Consider the following 18,425-nt stretch of genomic DNA (forward strand, 5'->3'; position numbering starts at 1 on the left):
CACCTGCTCGCTGGAAGCTCAAAACATTTGGTTTAAAATTCTTACCTGATAATACTCACTTCGCCTTTCCAGGTCTTATCTTTTATCGAATTGGTAAGCGTATAAAAGTAGACGCCTGACGGCCAGTTTCCGCCAGCCCAGTCATTTTGATAGTCTTCGGTTTCAAAGGCCATGTCGCCATCTCTGCTCACTACCTTAAGAGACGATGAAGGCTTGATTCCTTTGATAAAAAACTGATCATTGAATCCGTCCCCGTTAGGTGTGAAAGCCGTGGGAATAATCAGTGGTTCCTCAATCAGGTCGAAATTATCTATAAGAATATTGCCATTGGTTGCACGATTGCCTTCAGGGGTTGCCACAAAAACCAGGTACCTCAAGTTGTCCATTTCAGGCCGGATTACTTCCTCAAAATGTATCCAATCTGTGTTATCAATTAATGGAGACTCCCATAAAAGTTCTTCCATAAGGCAACTTTCGGTTCCTCCGTAAATTGTCAGCTTAATTGGCCGATTGACCCATACGAAAGTGCTATTATCATCGTATCCCATGTCATCGGCATGAGCCAGGCTTACGCTGATCACGTAAGGAAAGCCCGCAATCATTGGGAGGTTGAGTCTGGTTTCCATGTCCTCCCGCACTTCGAACGGTTCGACAGGAAGGCTCCGGGTAACGATGCCCATATAGGTTTTGCCATCATCGGCTGGTAAAGTCACACCATAAGAAAAAGGTTGGGTGTCCGGTGTGCTTTCGGATGAACACGGGTACCAAAACGCCGGTGGTCTGTTGGGGCGGTTGGCTCCTTCGAATGATTTGTTGTTGACCAGCTGAGCCCAGCCAGAGTGTTGAAACATGTAAGCAAATAATAACAATACCAGGTTCTTCATTCAGTTAAATATGGCCTGTTGCTTTTTATTCAATGACAATGAAAATTTCTGGCTCTACACAATCACCTAAAGGTAAACAGAATTTGGGCTTATTTTGAAACTATCTTGGTCAAAGCTTCCACCAGCTTGTCGAGCTCTTTAATGGTGGTATACAAATGCGGAGCAATTCTGGCACCCTGTATGTCATCGTTGTCGATAGCCACAGTGAATATCTTGTATTCGGAATAAAGAGTATCTACCAGTTCATTCGGAGACATTCCTTCAACACCCAGATTGCAAATGGCGTAGGACTGGCCTTCTCCCAATGGCGTGTTAATTTTTATTTTGGGAAAGCTTTTTACCTTACTCACCCAGTAGTGTTTGAGGTAGTTCAGCCGGGATGCCTTCAGGCTACTGCCTATACTCTCGTGGAACCGGATGGCAGCAGCTATCGACAGTTGATTGGCGCATGGTTGCGTGCCAAAGTGCTCCAATTTCTTGATGTTATCTTCAGCAAAGTCAGTGTCGCCAAAAAGTGGCCATATTTTGCTTGCCTTCCCTTTTTTTACATAGAGCAGGCCGTTGCCCAAAGGAGCGCAGAGCCATTTGTGCAGGCTGCACGCAAAATAGTCACAGTCTAGATCCGAGATTTTGAACGGCACATGGGCAAATGCATGGGCTCCGTCTACGATCACTTCAATGCCCTTTTTGTGTGCCAGGGCACAAATTTCCTTGACTGGCAGCACCTGGCCTGTCAGGTAGGTCATGAACGATACCAGTATCACTTTCGTCTTACTGGTAACAGCTTTCTCTATAAGCTGCACGATTTGCTCTTGCAAATCGGGAACCAACGGAAGTGGGACCACCTTTACCGGCGTGCCAAATCTCTTTTGTCGCTGATCCAAAGCCTGAATCATGCTTGGGTACTCTCGATTGGTGCGGAGAATCTCCTCGCCCTCTTTCAACGTTAGCCCCTGAATGATGATGTTAAGCGATTCAGTAGTGTTTCTGGTCATGATGAGTTCATCGGTGCCACAGCCGGCAAAGTCTGCGAGCTGCTGCCGCAAGGCGTCTCTTTCTTCAAACTGCTTCCGTCTCATGTAGAAGCTTGGTGACTCATTGATCATGCGCACATTGTCGATCTGGTCTTCCAGGGTCACATTGGCAGCGGGGCTAAAATACCCAGCCTCCAGGTTGATGAAATGCGGGTTCTGTACGTAGCATTGCTGCACCTGATACCAGAACGATTCATCGGTTATCAGCTCAGCATCAGACTTATCAAGAGGCTTTTTCAATTGGGGCAGGCTCTTTTCGGTGCTTGTTAATGGAAGAAATGTAGCACCAAGTGCAGCTTCGCTTGTTTTTGTTAAGAATGATCGCCTGTCAATCATGGAAGTTTTTTTATTCAATAAAGCAAATTCTGCTGAGGGTAGCACGGTTGTTTAGGGGTATGTTATCAAAAGTTTGTCTTATAGTTACTTTCCAAGAAATACATAGGTTTCTTGTTTTCTGTATAAATACCACCCATGCATTAGCGGGTGGTATTTTTTATGCCCTATAGCTTCCGCAAAGAGGTATCTTTCTTACCTTATATAGTGTTATATTTCAAAATTCTTTTCCCGTTTGAACTCCAAAATTATGAATGTCAACAAGCTGCTTTTTACCGTGCTCCTGGCTTTTCTTTTTTCTCCGGCTTTTTCGCAGTCTTTTAATGGACGAAACCTTGCCGATCATATGCTGATCAAGATCATGGATAAGAGTCTTTACAAACAAGAATATCCTGTTGATGGCTCTCCTTACTTAAACCCAGAGTTTGTAGAAGGTGAGGTGTACACCAGCAAGGGAAACTATACCGAGGTGCCTTTGCGATACAATATTGATACAGATGTGATTGAATTCAGCCAGAACGAAGCGGTGTATGCACTTGATCCGGAGCCAAGGATAAAGAAGGTGGTGATAGGGGAGAATGTGTTTGTGGTCGACAAAGGAGAAATAGTGGGTAAAATGAATAATAGCTTTTATCTGCGGCTTGACAGCGGTAAGGCTCAGTTGCTGATGAAAAAAACAGTGTCGTTCAGAGAAGCTCAGGCAGCGCAGGCCATGCAGGCGGCGTCCACCCCGGCCAGATATCAGAAGATGCCAGATCAGTACTTTTGCAAAATAGGGGACGGCGGGGTAATGAAAATCGGCAGTATCAAGAAATTGATCGAAGAGTTTCCTGACAAACAGGAAGAGCTCAGTGCTTTCGCCAAAAAGGAAAAGATATCTCCTAAAAATGAGAAAGAGCTGGTCAGCTTTTTTCAGTATTACAATTCCCTATAACCCCGGTGCCAATCGGGGTAATCGCATGGCTTGAGCCGGTAAGTAAGTTTTAGTTTGCTTTCAATCATCATTTCCTTTGCAAACAGGAAATAAATAATTTCTATATCATTTGGTTTTAGGAATCAAATCTGCTTACATTAGATTTGGTTTTAGGAATATAATACGTAGACTATGAAGCTAGGAGCATTTGAAGAATTGGTATTACTGGCAGTAGGTTCGCTTGGTGAGGAGGCCTATGGGGTTACCGTAAAGGAAACACTTCAGCAGAAAATGGGTAAGAGCCCCAGCATTGGTGCCCTGCACTCCGCTCTTTACCGGTTGGAGGATAAGGGCTGTGTAACGTCTGAGGAGGGCGGTGCAACAACAGAACGGGGTGGTCGCAGGAAGAAATTTTATAAGCTGACGGCCTATGGCATTACCATGCTGGAAGAAGCCAATCAATTGCGAATGGAGTTTGCCCGTCAGGTGCCAGGGCTAAACTTAAGCACGGAGTAAGTCGTGCCCACAGCGACACATCAGATTTTATCGCTGTCAGTTCAGTGAGAAGCTGGCGGCACGATTTATAGAAAGAGCCATGTCAAATAGAAAAATACACCCTCCCCGCCTTGCCGACCGCTTCCTCCGGTGGTTCTGCTCCGATGAAGTGCTTGAAACCCTTCAGGGGGATTTGTATGAGCTGTATGAAAAGCGGAGGGAGAAGAAGGGGGAGTTCCTTGCGGACATTTACTATGCGTTCGATGTGCTAAGTGCACTTCGGCCATTTGCACTTGAAAAGAAAAGGTCAAACTCAAATTATACAACGATGTTTCATCATTACTTAACCATTTCGTGGCGGAATCTCCGGGTTAACCGCCTATACTCACTTCTCAATATTTCCGGGCTGGCCGTTGGGTTGGCTTGTGGTATACTGATCCTGTTATGGATTTCGCATGAACTGAGTTACGATACTTTCCACAGAAACCAGGCAAATATCTACCAGTTGATGCGCCATGAGGTAATGAGCGGTGAATACTTCACAGGCGATGTTACCCCTGCGCCATTGGGGCCGAGCCTGAAGAGTGGCATGCCCGAAGTACTTTATGCGACCCGGACGCTTGGGGCTGGCAAACAGCTGGTGAACGCAGGGCATGAAAACACCTATGAAGCGGTGCTTTATGCTGACCCTGATTTTTTTAATATTATGACCTTCCCGTCTGTTACCGGGAATGCTATAGAAGCATTAAATTCTCCTGGGAGTGTGGTCATTACCGAGCGTACTGCCAAAAAGCTATTTGAGCATGCAGACCCAATAGGAAAGGCGATCACTGTTAATAATACCGACGAATTTTTGGTAGCAGCCGTTATTCGGGACGTCCCAACCAATAGCTCGATCCGATTTGATATCGTTATTCCTTTCAGCACCTATGAGCAAAACAGACATCTTAAATGGGACAATAATTCCTTCCAGACATGGATACTGCTTGCTCCGGCCACGAATTTGCTTGCTTTTAATGAAAAAATAGATGGCATGGTTGAAGAGCATTTGGACAACGAAGAGGTTCATTTGTTTGCTTTTCCCCTCGAACGCCTGCACCTCTACAACCACTTTGCCAACGGAAGACCCGATGGCGGCAAAATAGACTTCGTGTACCTGGTCGGTGCGCTTGGTGTGTTTATTTTGCTCCTTGCCTGTGTGAACTTTATGAACCTGGCCACGGCACGTTCTGAACGCCGGGCAAAGGAAGTGGGGATCAGGAAGGTGATAGGGGCACAGCGAAGAATCATTGTGGGGCAATTTTTGACCGAGGCAATGATGATCACTTTTTTTGGTCTTTTTCTCAGTGTTATTGCAGTCAAGCTTGTGCTACCCTCGTTTAATGAACTGACAGGAAAAGACCTTTCGATGTCGCTGGCCAACTGGCGACTATGGTCATCAGTGCTGTTGCTCGGCTGGACTACAGGTATGCTGGCGGGAAGTTATCCGGCATTTTTCCTAAGTGGCTTTAAACCGGTGCAGGCTATAGCTGGTCTGGGTAATACAGTAAAAGGCGCTTCTATTTTTCGTCGTGTGCTTGTAACCTTTCAGTTTTTTGTCTCCATTTTCCTGATTATATCAACGATTGTCATTTACGTGCAGCTGGAGCACATCCAAGGCAGGCCTTTGGGTTATGATCAGGAGACCCTGATCGAACTGCCGATGCGTGGAGACATGGGCAAAGCATTTGAAGTTTTCAAGAATGACCTGCTTCAGTTGCAAGGAGTGACAGGCGTGTCGGCAGGTGGTGACAACCTGATCAAGGTAGGAGGGGGCGTCACCGGCTTTCAATGGCCTGGCAAAGGTCCCGACGAAGATTTCCCGGTCAATATTACCTCAGTGCATTACGACTGGATAAAGACGACAGGTCTGACGATGGCCGAGGGCAGGGACTTCAGCCCCGAATATGGCACCGATTCGCTGGCTTGTTTGATCAACGAAACTGCAGTGAGGCGCATGAGGTTGGAGCAGCCAGTGGGCACTCATCTGGGAGAGAAAAGTTATATTGTGGGAGTGGTGAAGGACTTTGTATTTAATGACCCCACAAGTGACCCGGAGCCCCTTGTTATTTACCTGGGCACAAACCAGATCAGGCACATTTTTATCCGCTTTGAGAACGACCATGACTGGCAGCAGAGACTTGGTCAGATAGAGCAAATATTCGAAGGTTATTTCCCTGCCTATCCCTTCGAGGTGCATTTTACCAAAGACGAGTATCAAAAGCGCTTTGAAGTGATACGATCAATGAGAGGAATAGCCATACTTTTCAGTGGATTAGCCATCTTTATCGCTTGTCTGGGTCTTATCGGCTTGTCCGCCTACGTTGCTGAACGTCGCAAAAAGGAAGTAGGTATTCGTAAGGTGCTGGGAGCCACCATTTCAAATATCAGCATTGCCCTTTCTTTGGACTTCCTAAAACCGGTGTTTTTATCCTTTCTCCTCGCAGCTCCCCTTGCAGGATGGCTATTAGACACCGGATTAGACAATATTGACTATAGGATAGAACTTTCGTGGTGGATATTTGCCCTGGCTGGCGGGGTGGCATTCACATTGGCCTGTCTAATGGTGAGCTATCACGCTATCAAAGCTTCAACCGCCAATCCTGTGGAATCGCTGAGAAGAGAATAGGCTACTACACTATTTTCGTTCCCGCCACGCAGGTATAACAGACATATGTTATACTTTATATAACATATCTCAATTCTTTCCGTATATTTGTTATACTATATATAACTAATGGCAAATGGAAAAAGAATACATTGGTGAATTGGAAGAGTTGGTGCTGCTCCTGATAGTGATGCTCAAAGAAGATGCTTATGGGCTGGCTATCAGAAAGGCTTTGAAGGAGCAAGCGAGCCGCACGGTAACCATCGGCGCAGTACATGGCACGGTAAACCGCCTGGAGAGCAAAGGCTTTATCGAATCGAGGCTTGGTGGGGCTACCGAAGAAAGAGGAGGCAGGCACAAAAGGATTTTCAGTCTTACAGCCTCTGGTAAAAAGGTGCTGGAAAGAAGCCGGGACGTGAAGGTCAACCTTTGGATGCAGATTCCCGAACTGGCCATCAACAAGCTAGGCTAATTTCGCATGGCTGCATTCAAAAATCCACGGCCGTCAAAATTGGCAGAAAAGCTCCTTAGCTGGTTCGTCAAAGATGACCTACTGGACGAAATCCTCGGCGATCTCTATGAATACCACCAGGAGCTTGCTCACAAGCCTAGCTGGAAAAGGAGGCTTTTCTACTGGTTCCATGTGCTCAATTTTCTGCGGCCCTGGGCATTAAAAAGATTAACAAGGACTAACTCAAATTATACAACCATGTTCAAGCACTATTTCAAAATTTCCTGGAGGAACCTTCTCAGGAACAAAGGCTACTCTCTTATCAACATCGGTGGATTGGCGGCTGGGATGACGGTAGCCATCCTCATCAGTCTGTGGATCTACGACGAACTCTCTTTTAATAAGTATCACAAAAACTACGATACTATCGCCAAAGTCTACCGTACCAATAAGTTTGACAGTTTCGCCAGTACAGTTCATGCGCCGGGGCTTGCCTCTGTACTCAAGACCGACTATGGCGATTTTTTTGAGGAAGTGGCACTTGTGAGAGGCAGGCTGGAGGAACGGGTTATTGCTGTTGGAGAAAAGAAGTTTTCACAAAGCGGCTACTTTATGCAGGACGGCGGGCCGCAAATCCTTACTCTGAATATGAAGTACGGCAGCCAGGGCGGTCTGAAAGAAATGAACTCCATTATGTTATCGTCCTCACTTGCTGGCAAGCTTTTCGGCGAGGCAGACCCTGTTGGGGAGATGGTGACCATGGATGCCACCACCAACCTACAAGTGACTGGTGTGTATGAAGACCTTCCGAAAAACACTGAATTCAGTGAAGCGTCCTACCTGGCACCTGCCGAGCTATATGTAAATGGCTGGACAACACTCAATGTATGGGATAATTACTTTACCTACATCTATCTCCAAATCAAACCAGAGCATTCGTTTGATGAGATATCAGCTACCATCGCCGAAGCCATGATGCCTCATGTTGACGAGGAAACAGCTGAGTCAGAGCCGAGAATATTTCTTCAGCCAATGAACCAATGGCATCTTTATTCGGAATTTGATAACGGCACGCCAGTGACAAGCCAGAGGCTGAAAGCCGTTTGGTACAATGGCATCATTGGTGCATTCGTGTTGTTGCTGGCATGCATCAATTTTATGAACCTCAGCACAGCCAGATCCGAAAAGCGTGCCAAGGAAGTCGGGATACTCAAAGCGCTTGGTTCGCACCGCAGTCAGCTAATACAGCAGTTTTTTGGTGAGTCTATGCTGGTAACATTGCTTGCTTCCGTGGTGGCCATTTTCTTAGTGGTGCTGACACTGCCCTGGTTCAATGAGGTGGCAGCCAAGGCCATGGTATTCCCATGGGCAAGCCCCCTCTTCTGGCTGGCCGTTTTATCGATTGTCGGGATAACCGGAGTGCTGGCAGGCAGTTATCCGGCTCTTTTCCTTTCCTCGCTCGATGCGGTAAAGGTGCTGAAGGGCACATTCAAGGCCGGACGTTTGGCATCGTTGCCACGGAAAGTGCTGGTTGTTGTCCAATTTACAGTATCGATCAGCCTGATCATTGGCACGCTGGTAGTGTATCAGCAGCTGGAATACGCCAAGAGCCGGCCCGTTGGCTACTCCAGGGATGGTTTGATCTCGCTGAGGAGTGCTTCGAAGGAGTTCAAAGGAAAGTACCTGGTGCTAAGAAATGAACTGAAGCAAACAGGCATGGTGGAGGAAATTGCCGAAGCCAACTATTCGGTGACAGACACTCGTGGCTGGAATGGTGGATTTGCCTGGCATGGAGAAAAATATGAGCAGACATTCAACACTATTTTTGTGACGTATGAGTACGGCAAAACCGTCGGTTTACAATTCGTTGATGGCAGAGATTTCTCCAGAGACATAACAAGCGATAAAAGTGGCATCATCATCAACGAGTCAGCCGCTAAGCTATTTGCGCTGGAAAACCCTGTCGGAGAAGAATTAACCTGGCAAGACAGGGGTTCATACACCATTCTCGGCGTAGTAAAAGACATGGTAAAGGGTTCTCCTTACGAACCCACCGATCCGTCGGTCATTTTCTTAGGGGAGTTTGATATGCCCTGGTTGTACATCCGACTTAACCCTGATGTAAGCACGCATGATGCGCTTCCAAAAATTCAGGAAGTGTTTGCAAGACTCACCCCATCTACACCCTTCGACTACGCTTTTGCTGATGAAGCATACGCTCTAAAATTTGAGGAAGAAGAGCGAATAGGTAAACTGGGGTTTGTGTTTGCCGGTTTGGCCATTCTAATCAGTTGCCTGGGATTATTGGGGTTGTCGGCTTTTGTGGCCGAGCAGCGCATTAGGGAAATCGGCATTCGAAAGGTGCTGGGAGCATCGGTGGCTGGCTTATGGCAAATGCTGTCCAAAGACTTCATCGTGCTTGTTGTTATTTCTTGTGTTATCGCCATGCCGCTGGCCTGGTATTTTATGGATAGCTGGCTGGATAGCTTTGTGTATCGGTCCGCCATTAGCTGGTTGGTTTTTGCCATTACCGGTGCCATTGCCCTGCTGATCACAATGGCTACTGTAAGCTTTCAAGCTTTGAAGGCTGCGACTGCTAACCCGGTGAAGTCGTTGAGGACAGAGTAGGTGATTGTTTACCGAAGGCGAAAGTTTTGTATATTTAATTAACAAACTGATTTTGTGCCATGGCTACAGAAGTAATGAAGCGGTTGATTAATGTGGACGAGTACTACAAAATGGCTGAGGTGGGCATACTCAAGCCTGGTGATCGTGTGGAATTAATCAACGGAGAAATATATGAGATGAGTCCGATAGGAAGCAAACATGGAAGTGTTGTCAAAAAGCTGGCAATGATCTTGAACGAAATTTTAAAGGGTCAGGTAGTGATAGGAATCCAGGATCCTGTAAGACTTGATGAAAGCAACGAGCCAGAACCTGATATTTCCATTTTGAAATATAGAGCTGATTTTTATTCTCAGGCTCATCCCGGCCCGCTGGATCTGTTAGCCATCATTGAGGTGGCCGACTCTTCGCTACGTCATGACAGACAAGTTAAATTGCCACTCTATGCATTTTATGGAGTCCCAGAATATTGGATCATCGATATTACGACGAAGCAGATAACAGTACATCTTGGCCCTGTTGGAAACGGCTATTCAAGTCAAAGGAAATTCGGAATGGGAGACGAGATCAACCTGCTGGGCAAAACCATTGTAGTGAGCGATTTGCTCAAATTCTGACGATTCTCAAACCTTATTTTGCCACTACTCTTTCCCGGAAGTGATCCATAGCCTCAAATAGAGGCTATTATTTTTTTACACATATTTACTTAACAAAATTGAAACTAATATATTATCTTCACGTTTGTTAAGTAAATAAAATGGCAAATGAAGGAACAATCATTAGGCGAATTTGAAGAGCTGGTGCTGCTGATGGTAGCAGCCCTGCACGACGAAGCATACGGGGTCACTATCCTCGAAAACCTTGAAGAAAAGCAGAATAAGAAAGTCAACATAAGTGCGATTCACGTAACGCTGAAGCGACTGGAAGACAAAGGCTTTGTCATTTCCAGGTATGGTGGCATCACTGGTGAGCGAGGCGGTCGCAGAAAGAAGTTCTATGTGATTACGGCTCTGGGTAAAAAGACCTTGGATAGCCAATACTCGTTGCGTACGGCGTTGTACCAGCAAATTCCTAAAATCTCCTTTGGGTAATGAATGCGCAGCCTCCAAAATACCCCCTCCGCTTCCTCCGCTGGTTTTGCAGGGAAGACTACCTCGACGAGATAGAAGGAGACCTTATTGAGCTTTTTGAAAAACAGGCTGAGAAGTCACCAGAGAGAGCTAAAAGGAGGTTTGTTTGGGACGTGGTGAAGTCGTTTCGGTTAAGAAATATTAGATCTTTTAAAAGAAGTCAAAACTCAAACAATTATGGTATGTATAAAAGCTATTTTAGAATTGGCTGGAGGAATCTTTGGAGGAACAAACTTTACAGTGCCCTCAACATATGCGGACTAACATTTGGTATCGCTTGTTTTCTGGTGATCGGGCTCTATGTATTCGATGAGCTGACTTTTGATTTGCAGCACGGTCATGCAGATAGAATTTACCGGGTAATAGAACAGAAATCTGTGAAAGGTGAGGCGACAACTATAGCAGCGGGAAGCTACAAACTTGCAGAGGAGTCAAGGAGCTCAATCCCGGAAGTAGAAAATACTACACGGATGATGAGGCAGGGGCGGGCTAATCTGGTTGACCCCGAAAACCCTGTCCCCTTTCAGGAAACAGTAACTGTGGCGGATGAGCATTTCCTGGAGGTATTTGATTTCCCTCTGAGCGCAGGCGATGAGCGCACGGCACTGAAGGAACCAAACTCCATCATCATCAATGAGGATTTGGCCAGGAGAATTTTTAATAGCACGGATGTCTTGGGCAGGAATTTGCAATTCAGCCATCGGTCATCCCCTTTGAAAATCACAGGCATTTTTAAGAAACACCCCACCAATTCGAGTTTCACGTTTAACAATGTGATGTCTGAGTCAAGCTTTTATAATGCCGATTTTTTCAAGCAGACAATGGCATACGATTGGGCCTCAACCAGCTTCTCAGTATATGCTTTGCTCAACCCTGATGCAGACCCCGGATCAGTTTCAGAGAAAATGACAAGGCTGGTTTTGTCGAACGCCACGCTGGAAGAGGGGACGAAGCTCTCATACAGCCTTCAGGCGCTGAAAGACATGCATCTCTATTCTGAGGGGATCGTTGATGGCGCCCGAAACACAAATGTGGAGAGCATCGCACAGGGTAATCCTTTGTATATAAAGATATTTTCCTTTGCCGCCCTTTTCTCTCTGCTGATTGCCGGGATCAATTATACGAACCTGACAACCGCAAGGGCCTCCAGCCGCACAAAAGAAGTGGGTGTGCGGAAAACAGTCGGTGCCATGCGAAGTCACCTGATTACGCAGTTTCTCATCGAATCACTGTTGATGACATCCATATCTTTCGCCCTGGCTATTCTTATTGTCAACCTGCTCCTTCCTTCCTTCAACCATTTTGTCGGCAAGCAACTTTCTCTCGGAATTTCCACCGACTACTGGTTTTGGTTAACTACTATTTCTCTTGTCACTACAATAGGACTAGCGTCAGGCACTTATGGGGCACTACTGCTTTCTCATTTTAAGCCGGTTTCCTTATTACGGAAATTGAGTCTCCAGCGCAAAGGTGATCTCTCGTTAAGAAAGGGGCTGGTCATTTTTCAATTCACTATTTCGATAGTGATGGTTATCGGAACCATTGTTCTCCTGCTACAAGTAGGCTATCTGAATGAAACGAACCTGGGTTTTAACAAAGACCTCCTGGTGGTGATCGACGTAAATACTGGTCAGGCACGGTCGAATTTTGAGACTGTAAAAAATGAAATGGCCAAAGTGCCGTCAGTAAGGGACGTGTCGGTCAGCTCCAGGGTTCCCGGCGAGTGGAAAACGTTTCGAACGATCAAAATAAAAAATCAGGGGAGCACTGATGATCCTCTCGTTTCTTATATGATCGGCGCAGATAAGGATTTTTTGAGAACCTTTGAAATTGAATTAGCAGACGGCAGAAATTTCGACACACCTCTGGACTCCTCCAGCATTATCGTTAATGAAACTGCTGCTAAGATGCTTAATATCACGGAGGCCTATGGCCAGGTGGTGGACATTCCCGAAGTGTCCAGAGACGGGGCATTTGGGCCTATTAATGACGAGAATAAGCCTTTTAGTCCAAGAATAATCGGCGTTGTTAAGGATTTTCATTTTCAATCATTGCATGAGAAGATACAACCTCTGATTCTCGCTTATAATCAAAACCCAATACACAACATTGATTACTATTCGGTAAGAATCGCTCCGACGGATATACAGGGCACGCTCGACAAGCTGAAAACCATAATGGTTAGCAATGCTGCGCATGACCCTTTCGAGTACCATTTTCTAGCTGAGCAGCTGGCGTTATTTTACGTGGAGGATGAGCGCAGACAAGCCCTGCTTGGATGGGTAGCGTTGGCAACCATCTTTATCGCTTGCCTGGGGTTATTTGGATTGGCAACGTTCGCCACTCAGCAGCGGGTGAAAGAAATCGGTGTCAGGAAGGTGCTGGGAGCAACCGTTCTAAACCTTGTATCATTATTATCCAGAGAATTTATAAAGCTGGTTTTAATTGCAAATGTCATTGCCTTACCTATTGCGTGGTGGGCAGTCAATACCTGGCTGCAAGAATATGCTTATCATCTTGAATTGAAATGGTGGATGTTTGGTCTGGCCACCGCCTCAACAATAATAATTGCAGTTATTACCATTAGTCAACAGGCCATCCGGACGGCTGTGACTAATCCCGTAAAATCGTTGAGAACAGAATAAACGCTTTCAATCTACGCCGTATGAAGTTGTCTCCCCCCAAATACCCCCTTCACCTCCTTCGCTGGTTTTGCCGGGAAGACTATCTCGATGAGATAGAAGGTGACCTGTTGGAGTTGTTTGAAAAGCGGGCCGAAAAATCACCAGGACGAGCGAAGTGGAGGTTTTGGTGGGATGTGGTGAAGTCGTTGAGGTTAAGGAATATGAAGCAGCCGGGCTTTTTAAGGCATAGGGCAATGTTTGTATATAACCCAAGGCAAACCGTTAGAATGCTGACCATTCACAGTGCGCATACCGTGAGTAATATAACTGGACTTACTGTCGGGCTGCTGGCTACCTTTTTTCTTTTCTTCTATGTTCTAGATGAAACAAATACAGACTCCTTTCATAAGGACGGCGACAGGATATTCAGGGTTATCGGAGCGTCATTTTTAAATGGCGACTCTTACTGCTCAGCTGCAACACCCGGACCACTGGCACAAGCGTTGACTTCGGACTTTTCTCAGACAGTAAGCGCCTCATGCCGTGTGATGTACGACGATATCCTCCTCAGCTACGGTGACAAGAAATTCATCGAAAGAAAGGTAATTTTTGCCGATCCGTATTTCTTCAACTTCTTCTCTTTCCCGTTATCGGAGGGACTGCCCGACGAGGTGTTAAAACAGCCAAATGCTATTGTGCTTTCCAAAGAAGCTGCAGTCAAATACTTTGGCGACGAAAATCCGGTGGGAAAAACGATGCTTGTATCCAACAGGCAATCTTTTGTTGTTTCTGGCATTTTAGCTGATCCCGCTGGGCGGTCACACCTTGACTTTGATATTGTGTTGCCAATCAGTTTTTATGGTTCCAGCAAATGGATGACAGACTGGCATTTCAATGGCCTTTTTACCTATGTCAAGCTGGAATCACCTGAAGCGTCATCTTATGTTTCGAGCCGCCTGGATCAATTCACAAGCAAGTACTTTGGTGATCGAAGCAGCGAGGGACCATCGCAATTTGAGCTGGTTCTGGAGCCGCTTTCTGCCGTATATTACAATAGCCAGACCCGCTTTGATCAGGCAAAACACGGAGACATCAAAACAGTCCTGTTTCTGGGTGCAGTTGGAATAGGCATTTTTTTCATTGTGGGCTTCAACTATGTGAACCTGTCGATAGCCCAGTCTATGAAAAGAGCAAAGGAGTTGAGCATCAGGCGAATACTCGGGGGCGATAAGTTGAGGTTGGTGCTGCAGTTCCTCGGTGAATCCTTTATTACAACTTTTGTTTCGGTTTCGCTGACGATTGCTTTGGCTGTTTTGACGCTTCCCTGGCTAAATGACATCTCAGGACTGGACATCCGTATGCTGTGGGGGCACCCTTCGGTTTACTGGTTTGCAACCGGGGTATTCCTTTTTTTGCTGCTGATTTCGTGCATATCTCCTGCCCTTCTGCCAAATGTAACGAGTACCATAAGAGGTGTATCAGGCAGTCCTATTCGCAAGTCGATGGCCTGGCAGCTGAGAAAGGGCCTGGTAGCCGCTCAGTTCGTTATCTCGATAAGTGTGATATCTCTGACGATGGTTGTGTACTGGCAAATAAGGTATGTATCTGAGAAAGACCTTGGGTTTTTCAGAGATGCTGTTGTGTTGCTCGATACCAACAGGGAGTTGGGACCAAACAAAAGCGGATTTGTAAACCAGCTGGCAGGCAGCACCTCGATTGAAGCCATTTCCTATTCATCGGGCGAACCCGGAAGAGCCCATGAGGTCACCAGCCTCGAAATTGGAGGGCTGAACCGTGGCTTGAGAGTAAGAAGCGTTATTGTGGACGCAAGCTATCTTGATGTTTTTGGGATTAATCTGATAGCAGGGAGATCATTTTCCCGGGCATTTGGTTCAGAGGAAGAAAAGGGAGTGATTCTAAACGAAGAGGCTCTTGAGCAGCTCGGCTTGAGAGCGGAGGAGGCCCTCGGGAAATTGGTGACACTGCCTGAACGTGGTGACCTGAAACGAAGGATTATAGGCATCGTGAGCAATTATCATTTCGCTTCGCTGCGGGATTCCATCGAACCTTTGGCTCTGGTACAAGGTGAGGCAAACTGGAGAATTGCCATCAAAGTGAAACCCGATAGGTTGCATGAAGGGATGAGTGCCATTGTAAGTGCTTTCGATCAATATTCTCCCGGCTACCCGATTGCCTACAGGTTTTTAGATGAAAGTTTGGATATGCTCTATGCCAGGGAGCAACAGGAAAGCAGGCTATTCATTGGCTTTGCCGGCGTGTCGATATTTCTTGCGTGCCTGGGTATCCTTGGTCTGGTAGTTTCGGCAGTTCAGGAGCGCAGCAAGGAATTTGCCATACGAAAGGTGGTGGGTGCATCGGTCGGAAGTATTCTGAAGCTTGTTTCCCGGGATTTTATGCTACTGATCGCCATAGCATTTGCCATCGCCTTACCGCTTTCCTGGCATTTTGCGAGCGGGTGGCTGGATGGGTTTACGTACCGGATTCAGCAAGTGGAGGAGGTATCCCTCATTTTAGCCAGCGGAATTCTGACGGCAACAATAGTGCTGGCTGCAATTCTTTCCGTAGCCTATAAAGTGACTGCATCAAATCCTATTAAAAGCCTCAGGTATGAGTAGCAGCCCCCCCAAATACCCCCTCCGCTTCCTTCGCTGGTTTTGCCGGGAAGACTACCTCGATGAGATAGAAGGAGATCTCGTTGAGCTGTTCGAAAAACGGGCAGAAGGATCACCAGAGAAGGCTAAAAGGAGATTTGTGTGGGATGTGGTGAAGTCGTTCCGGCTGAGGAATATCAAGACTTTTAAAAGGAATCAAAACTCAAATTATTCTGCAATGCTGGAAAATTATCTCAAAGTGGCCTGGAGAAGCATGCTCCGCCAAAAAATGTACTCGGCCGTGAAAGTCGGTGGATTTGCCATCGGGATCGCCGCTTGCGTGCTCATTTCATTATTTATCAGGGATGAACTGAGCTACGATCTTCAATATCCTGATAATGAACGGATTTACAGGGTGATTGGCGAATACAACGAAACAGGTATCCCGGACAGACAGAGTTTTCTGCAGCCTCCGCTTGCTAAGGCTTTGAAAGAAGATTTTCCTGAGGTGGAAGAGGCGGGCAGGTTTTTGTCGAGCAACCTTTTTGGCGCCGGAAGTAGCGAGGTTCGCCCTGTTGGCCGTGCACAGAATACCTACGAAGAAGGTTTTATTTTCGCTGACCCGGAATTTTTCCAAATCCTTGGTCTTCCTCTCATTTTTGGTGACCCAGCCAGTGTGCTGACCGAGCCGAACACTCTACTGATTTCTAAAAGCAAAGCCGAAAAGTATTTTCCTGGTGAGAACCCCGTGGGCAAAGCCATTATTTTGAACAACAATACAGGGAATCCATATAAGATAGATGGCGTTTTTGAAGACTTTCCGAAAAACTCTCACCTGCAGTACGACTTTATCAGAACACTGCGTGGAATAGAGTTTAGAAAGGGCGAACAAAACTCTTGGGGATCAAACAATTACCACACCTACATAAAAATTCGCCCCGGGTCGGACGCTTCCAGCCTCGAAAGCAAACTTCCAACAATAGTCGACAAGTATATTTTACCGGCCATGAAAGCGGGTGGGCTTACAAACGCCGAAGAAGAAGCAGGCCGCATTGGGTTTAAGCTGCAGCCTTTGGCAGATATCCACCTGAGATCTGGAGACATAAAGGATCGCCTTTCACATGGTGATATCAGGTTTGTGTGGATATTCGGTGCGGTGGCGGCATTTGTTTTGCTTCTGGCGGCGATTAATTTCATCAATCTGTCGACGGCCAAGTCAGCTAACAGGGCGAAGGAAGTTGGGCTTCGGAAAACACTCGGTTCTCAGAGCGGTAGCCTCATCAGCCAATTCCTGACAGAATCGCTGCTATTTAGTTTTTTTTCGTTCGTGATAGGAGCTTTTTTGGCCACCGTTCTTCTTCCTTATTTCAACGAGTTATCTGGTAAGGCCCTGACAATGCCCTGGGCTGATTGGGAGTTTGTTCCCCTGCTGCTGGCAGCGGCGGTAGTGGTAGGGTTGCTGGCAGGCATATATCCCGCCTTCTATCTGTCGGCCTTTAAACCGGCAGCTGTTTTAAAAGGAAGTGTGAGCCGGGGTACCAGGAGTTCTCACTTGAGGAGTGGTCTGGTTATTTTTCAATTCGCTACATCCATTGTTCTCATCGCCGGTACTTTCATCATTTACCGGCAGATGGAGTTTATTCTTAACCAGAAAATAGGCTTCGACAAAGAACAGGTATTGCTCATTCAGGGATCGAATTCATTAGGTGACGATGCTGCGACTTTCAAAAATGAACTGCTGCGGTTGCCTGATGTGAAAAGTGCCACCGTCAGCGACTATCTACCGGTGTCAGGCACCAAAAGAAACTCCAATGGATTTTACGAGGAGGGAAAAACGTCGGAAGGTGAGGCCGTCTACGGCCAGATATGGCGAGTCGACGCCGATTACGTTCGAACGATGGGGATGAAGATGGCTGAAGGAAGAGACTTTTTTGATCAAATGCCATCCGAATCTCAGTCGGTCATTATCAATCAAACCATGGCCAAACAGTTTGGATTTGACGAGCCGCTGGGTGAACGCATCACAAACGGTGGTGGCACCTGGAACGTGGTTGGGGTGCTGGAAGACTTTCATTATGAATCAATGAAGGAAGAAATACAGCCCCTTTGCCTCGTACTGGGAAATAGTCCGCAGACCATTGCTGTGAAGGTAACGTCTTCAGACATGGCCAGTACAACGAAGGCGGTTACGGCCCTTTGGGACGAATTTGTGCCGCAGCAGCCTATCAGGTATTCATTTCTCGACGAGAGTTACGCCCGCATGTACGACGACCTTCAGCGGACGGGCAGCGTCTTTACCACCTTTGCCATTTTAGCCATTTTGGTAGCCTGCCTTGGATTATTTGGACTATCAGCTTTTGTGGTTGAACAGCGGGGCAAGGAGATAAGCATCAGAAAAGTGCTGGGCGCTGGCCTGGGAAGTATCTTCCGGCTGGTGTCGGTAGATTTCCTGAAGCTGGTGGTCGTTGCTTTCATAATTGCTACTCCCATTTCATGGTATTTCATGGAACGCTGGCTTGAGGACTATATCTACCGGATTGACATTACCTGGGATGTGTTTGCCCTGGCAGGTTTTTTGTCGGTGGCGATTGCCCTGATTACTATCAGTTCAGAGTCAATCAAAGCAGCCTTCATCAACCCTGTAAAGAAACTTAGGTCAGAGTAAGCCAAACGCCTG

General features: G+C 46.6%; 12 protein-coding genes. 10 read left to right on the top strand and 2 right to left on the bottom strand.

Annotated elements, in window-relative coordinates:
* Window positions 1–41 precede the first annotated feature (41 nt).
* Window positions 42–884, bottom strand: a complete 843-nt coding sequence (locus RT717_RS02705) for a T9SS type B sorting domain-containing protein (protein WP_317490206.1) — start codon at window positions 882–884, stop codon at window positions 42–44.
* Window positions 885–973: 89 nt separating this feature from the next.
* Window positions 974–2,254 (bottom strand): aminotransferase class V-fold PLP-dependent enzyme, encoded by a 1,281-nt coding sequence (locus RT717_RS02710; protein ID WP_317490207.1) that lies wholly within the window; start codon window positions 2,252–2,254, stop codon window positions 974–976.
* Window positions 2,255–2,501: 247 nt separating this feature from the next.
* On the opposite strand from RT717_RS02710, the gene RT717_RS02715 reads away from it, so the two are divergent.
* The 10 genes from RT717_RS02715 to RT717_RS02760 all read left to right on the top strand — a co-directional run bounded on the left by RT717_RS02715 (window position 2,502) and on the right by RT717_RS02760 (window position 18,413).
* Window positions 2,502–3,185, top strand: coding sequence for a hypothetical protein (locus RT717_RS02715; RefSeq protein ID WP_317490208.1), 684 nt, complete (start codon window positions 2,502–2,504; stop codon window positions 3,183–3,185).
* 171 nt (window positions 3,186–3,356) lie between these two features.
* Window positions 3,357–3,680 (top strand): PadR family transcriptional regulator, encoded by a 324-nt coding sequence (locus RT717_RS02720; protein WP_317490209.1) that lies wholly within the window; start codon window positions 3,357–3,359, stop codon window positions 3,678–3,680.
* Window positions 3,681–3,759: 79 nt separating this feature from the next.
* Window positions 3,760–6,327, top strand: coding sequence for an ABC transporter permease (locus tag RT717_RS02725; protein WP_317490210.1), 2,568 nt, complete (start codon window positions 3,760–3,762; stop codon window positions 6,325–6,327).
* 115 nt (window positions 6,328–6,442) lie between these two features.
* Window positions 6,443–6,778 (top strand): PadR family transcriptional regulator, encoded by a 336-nt coding sequence (locus RT717_RS02730; RefSeq protein WP_317490211.1) that lies wholly within the window; start codon window positions 6,443–6,445, stop codon window positions 6,776–6,778.
* A gap of 6 nt (window positions 6,779–6,784) precedes the next feature.
* Window positions 6,785–9,385 (top strand): FtsX-like permease family protein, encoded by a 2,601-nt coding sequence (locus tag RT717_RS02735; RefSeq protein WP_317490212.1) that lies wholly within the window; start codon window positions 6,785–6,787, stop codon window positions 9,383–9,385.
* A gap of 59 nt (window positions 9,386–9,444) precedes the next feature.
* Window positions 9,445–9,999, top strand: coding sequence for a Uma2 family endonuclease (locus tag RT717_RS02740; RefSeq protein ID WP_317490213.1), 555 nt, complete (start codon window positions 9,445–9,447; stop codon window positions 9,997–9,999).
* A 147-nt stretch (window positions 10,000–10,146) separates the two neighbouring features.
* Window positions 10,147–10,473: a PadR family transcriptional regulator gene (locus RT717_RS02745; RefSeq protein WP_317490214.1), complete on the top strand. Its 327-nt coding sequence runs from the start codon at window positions 10,147–10,149 to the stop codon at window positions 10,471–10,473.
* Window positions 10,473–13,157 carry an ABC transporter permease gene (locus tag RT717_RS02750; protein WP_317490215.1) on the top strand — a complete coding sequence of 895 codons (2,685 nt, stop codon included), beginning with the start codon at window positions 10,473–10,475 and terminating at the stop codon, window positions 13,155–13,157. The genes RT717_RS02745 and RT717_RS02750 overlap by 1 nt, the downstream gene beginning before the upstream one ends.
* Before the next feature lie 20 nt (window positions 13,158–13,177).
* Complete coding sequence (locus RT717_RS02755) at window positions 13,178–15,772, top strand: ABC transporter permease (RefSeq protein ID WP_317490216.1); 2,595 nt, start codon at window positions 13,178–13,180, stop codon at window positions 15,770–15,772.
* Window positions 15,765–18,413, top strand: a complete 2,649-nt coding sequence (locus tag RT717_RS02760) for an ABC transporter permease (RefSeq protein WP_317490217.1) — start codon at window positions 15,765–15,767, stop codon at window positions 18,411–18,413. Before RT717_RS02755 ends, RT717_RS02760 begins: the two co-directional genes overlap by 8 nt.
* Window positions 18,414–18,425: the final 12 nt, after the last annotated feature.

Origin of the sequence: Imperialibacter roseus, assembly GCF_032999765.1 — a bacterium.
GTDB lineage: Bacteria > Bacteroidota > Bacteroidia > Cytophagales > Cyclobacteriaceae > Imperialibacter > Imperialibacter roseus.

Bases quoted from the DNA above. Each gene is read 5' to 3' on its own strand.
- RT717_RS02755 (WP_317490216.1), top strand. From the start codon at position 13,178: ATGAAGTTGTCTCCCCCCAAATACCCCCTTCACCTCCTTCGCTGGTTT.
- RT717_RS02745 (WP_317490214.1), top strand. From the start codon at position 10,147: ATGAAGGAACAATCATTAGGCGAATTTGAAGAGCTGGTGCTGCTGATG.
- RT717_RS02710 (WP_317490207.1), bottom strand. From the start codon at position 2,254: ATGATTGACAGGCGATCATTCTTAACAAAAACAAGCGAAGCTGCACTT.
- RT717_RS02720 (WP_317490209.1), top strand. From the start codon at position 3,357: ATGAAGCTAGGAGCATTTGAAGAATTGGTATTACTGGCAGTAGGTTCG.
- RT717_RS02735 (WP_317490212.1), top strand. From the start codon at position 6,785: ATGGCTGCATTCAAAAATCCACGGCCGTCAAAATTGGCAGAAAAGCTC.
- RT717_RS02760 (WP_317490217.1), top strand. From the start codon at position 15,765: ATGAGTAGCAGCCCCCCCAAATACCCCCTCCGCTTCCTTCGCTGGTTT.
- RT717_RS02730 (WP_317490211.1), top strand. From the start codon at position 6,443: ATGGAAAAAGAATACATTGGTGAATTGGAAGAGTTGGTGCTGCTCCTG.
- RT717_RS02750 (WP_317490215.1), top strand. From the start codon at position 10,473: ATGAATGCGCAGCCTCCAAAATACCCCCTCCGCTTCCTCCGCTGGTTT.
- RT717_RS02715 (WP_317490208.1), top strand. From the start codon at position 2,502: ATGAATGTCAACAAGCTGCTTTTTACCGTGCTCCTGGCTTTTCTTTTT.
- RT717_RS02725 (WP_317490210.1), top strand. From the start codon at position 3,760: ATGTCAAATAGAAAAATACACCCTCCCCGCCTTGCCGACCGCTTCCTC.
- RT717_RS02740 (WP_317490213.1), top strand. From the start codon at position 9,445: ATGGCTACAGAAGTAATGAAGCGGTTGATTAATGTGGACGAGTACTAC.
- RT717_RS02705 (WP_317490206.1), bottom strand. From the start codon at position 884: ATGAAGAACCTGGTATTGTTATTATTTGCTTACATGTTTCAACACTCT.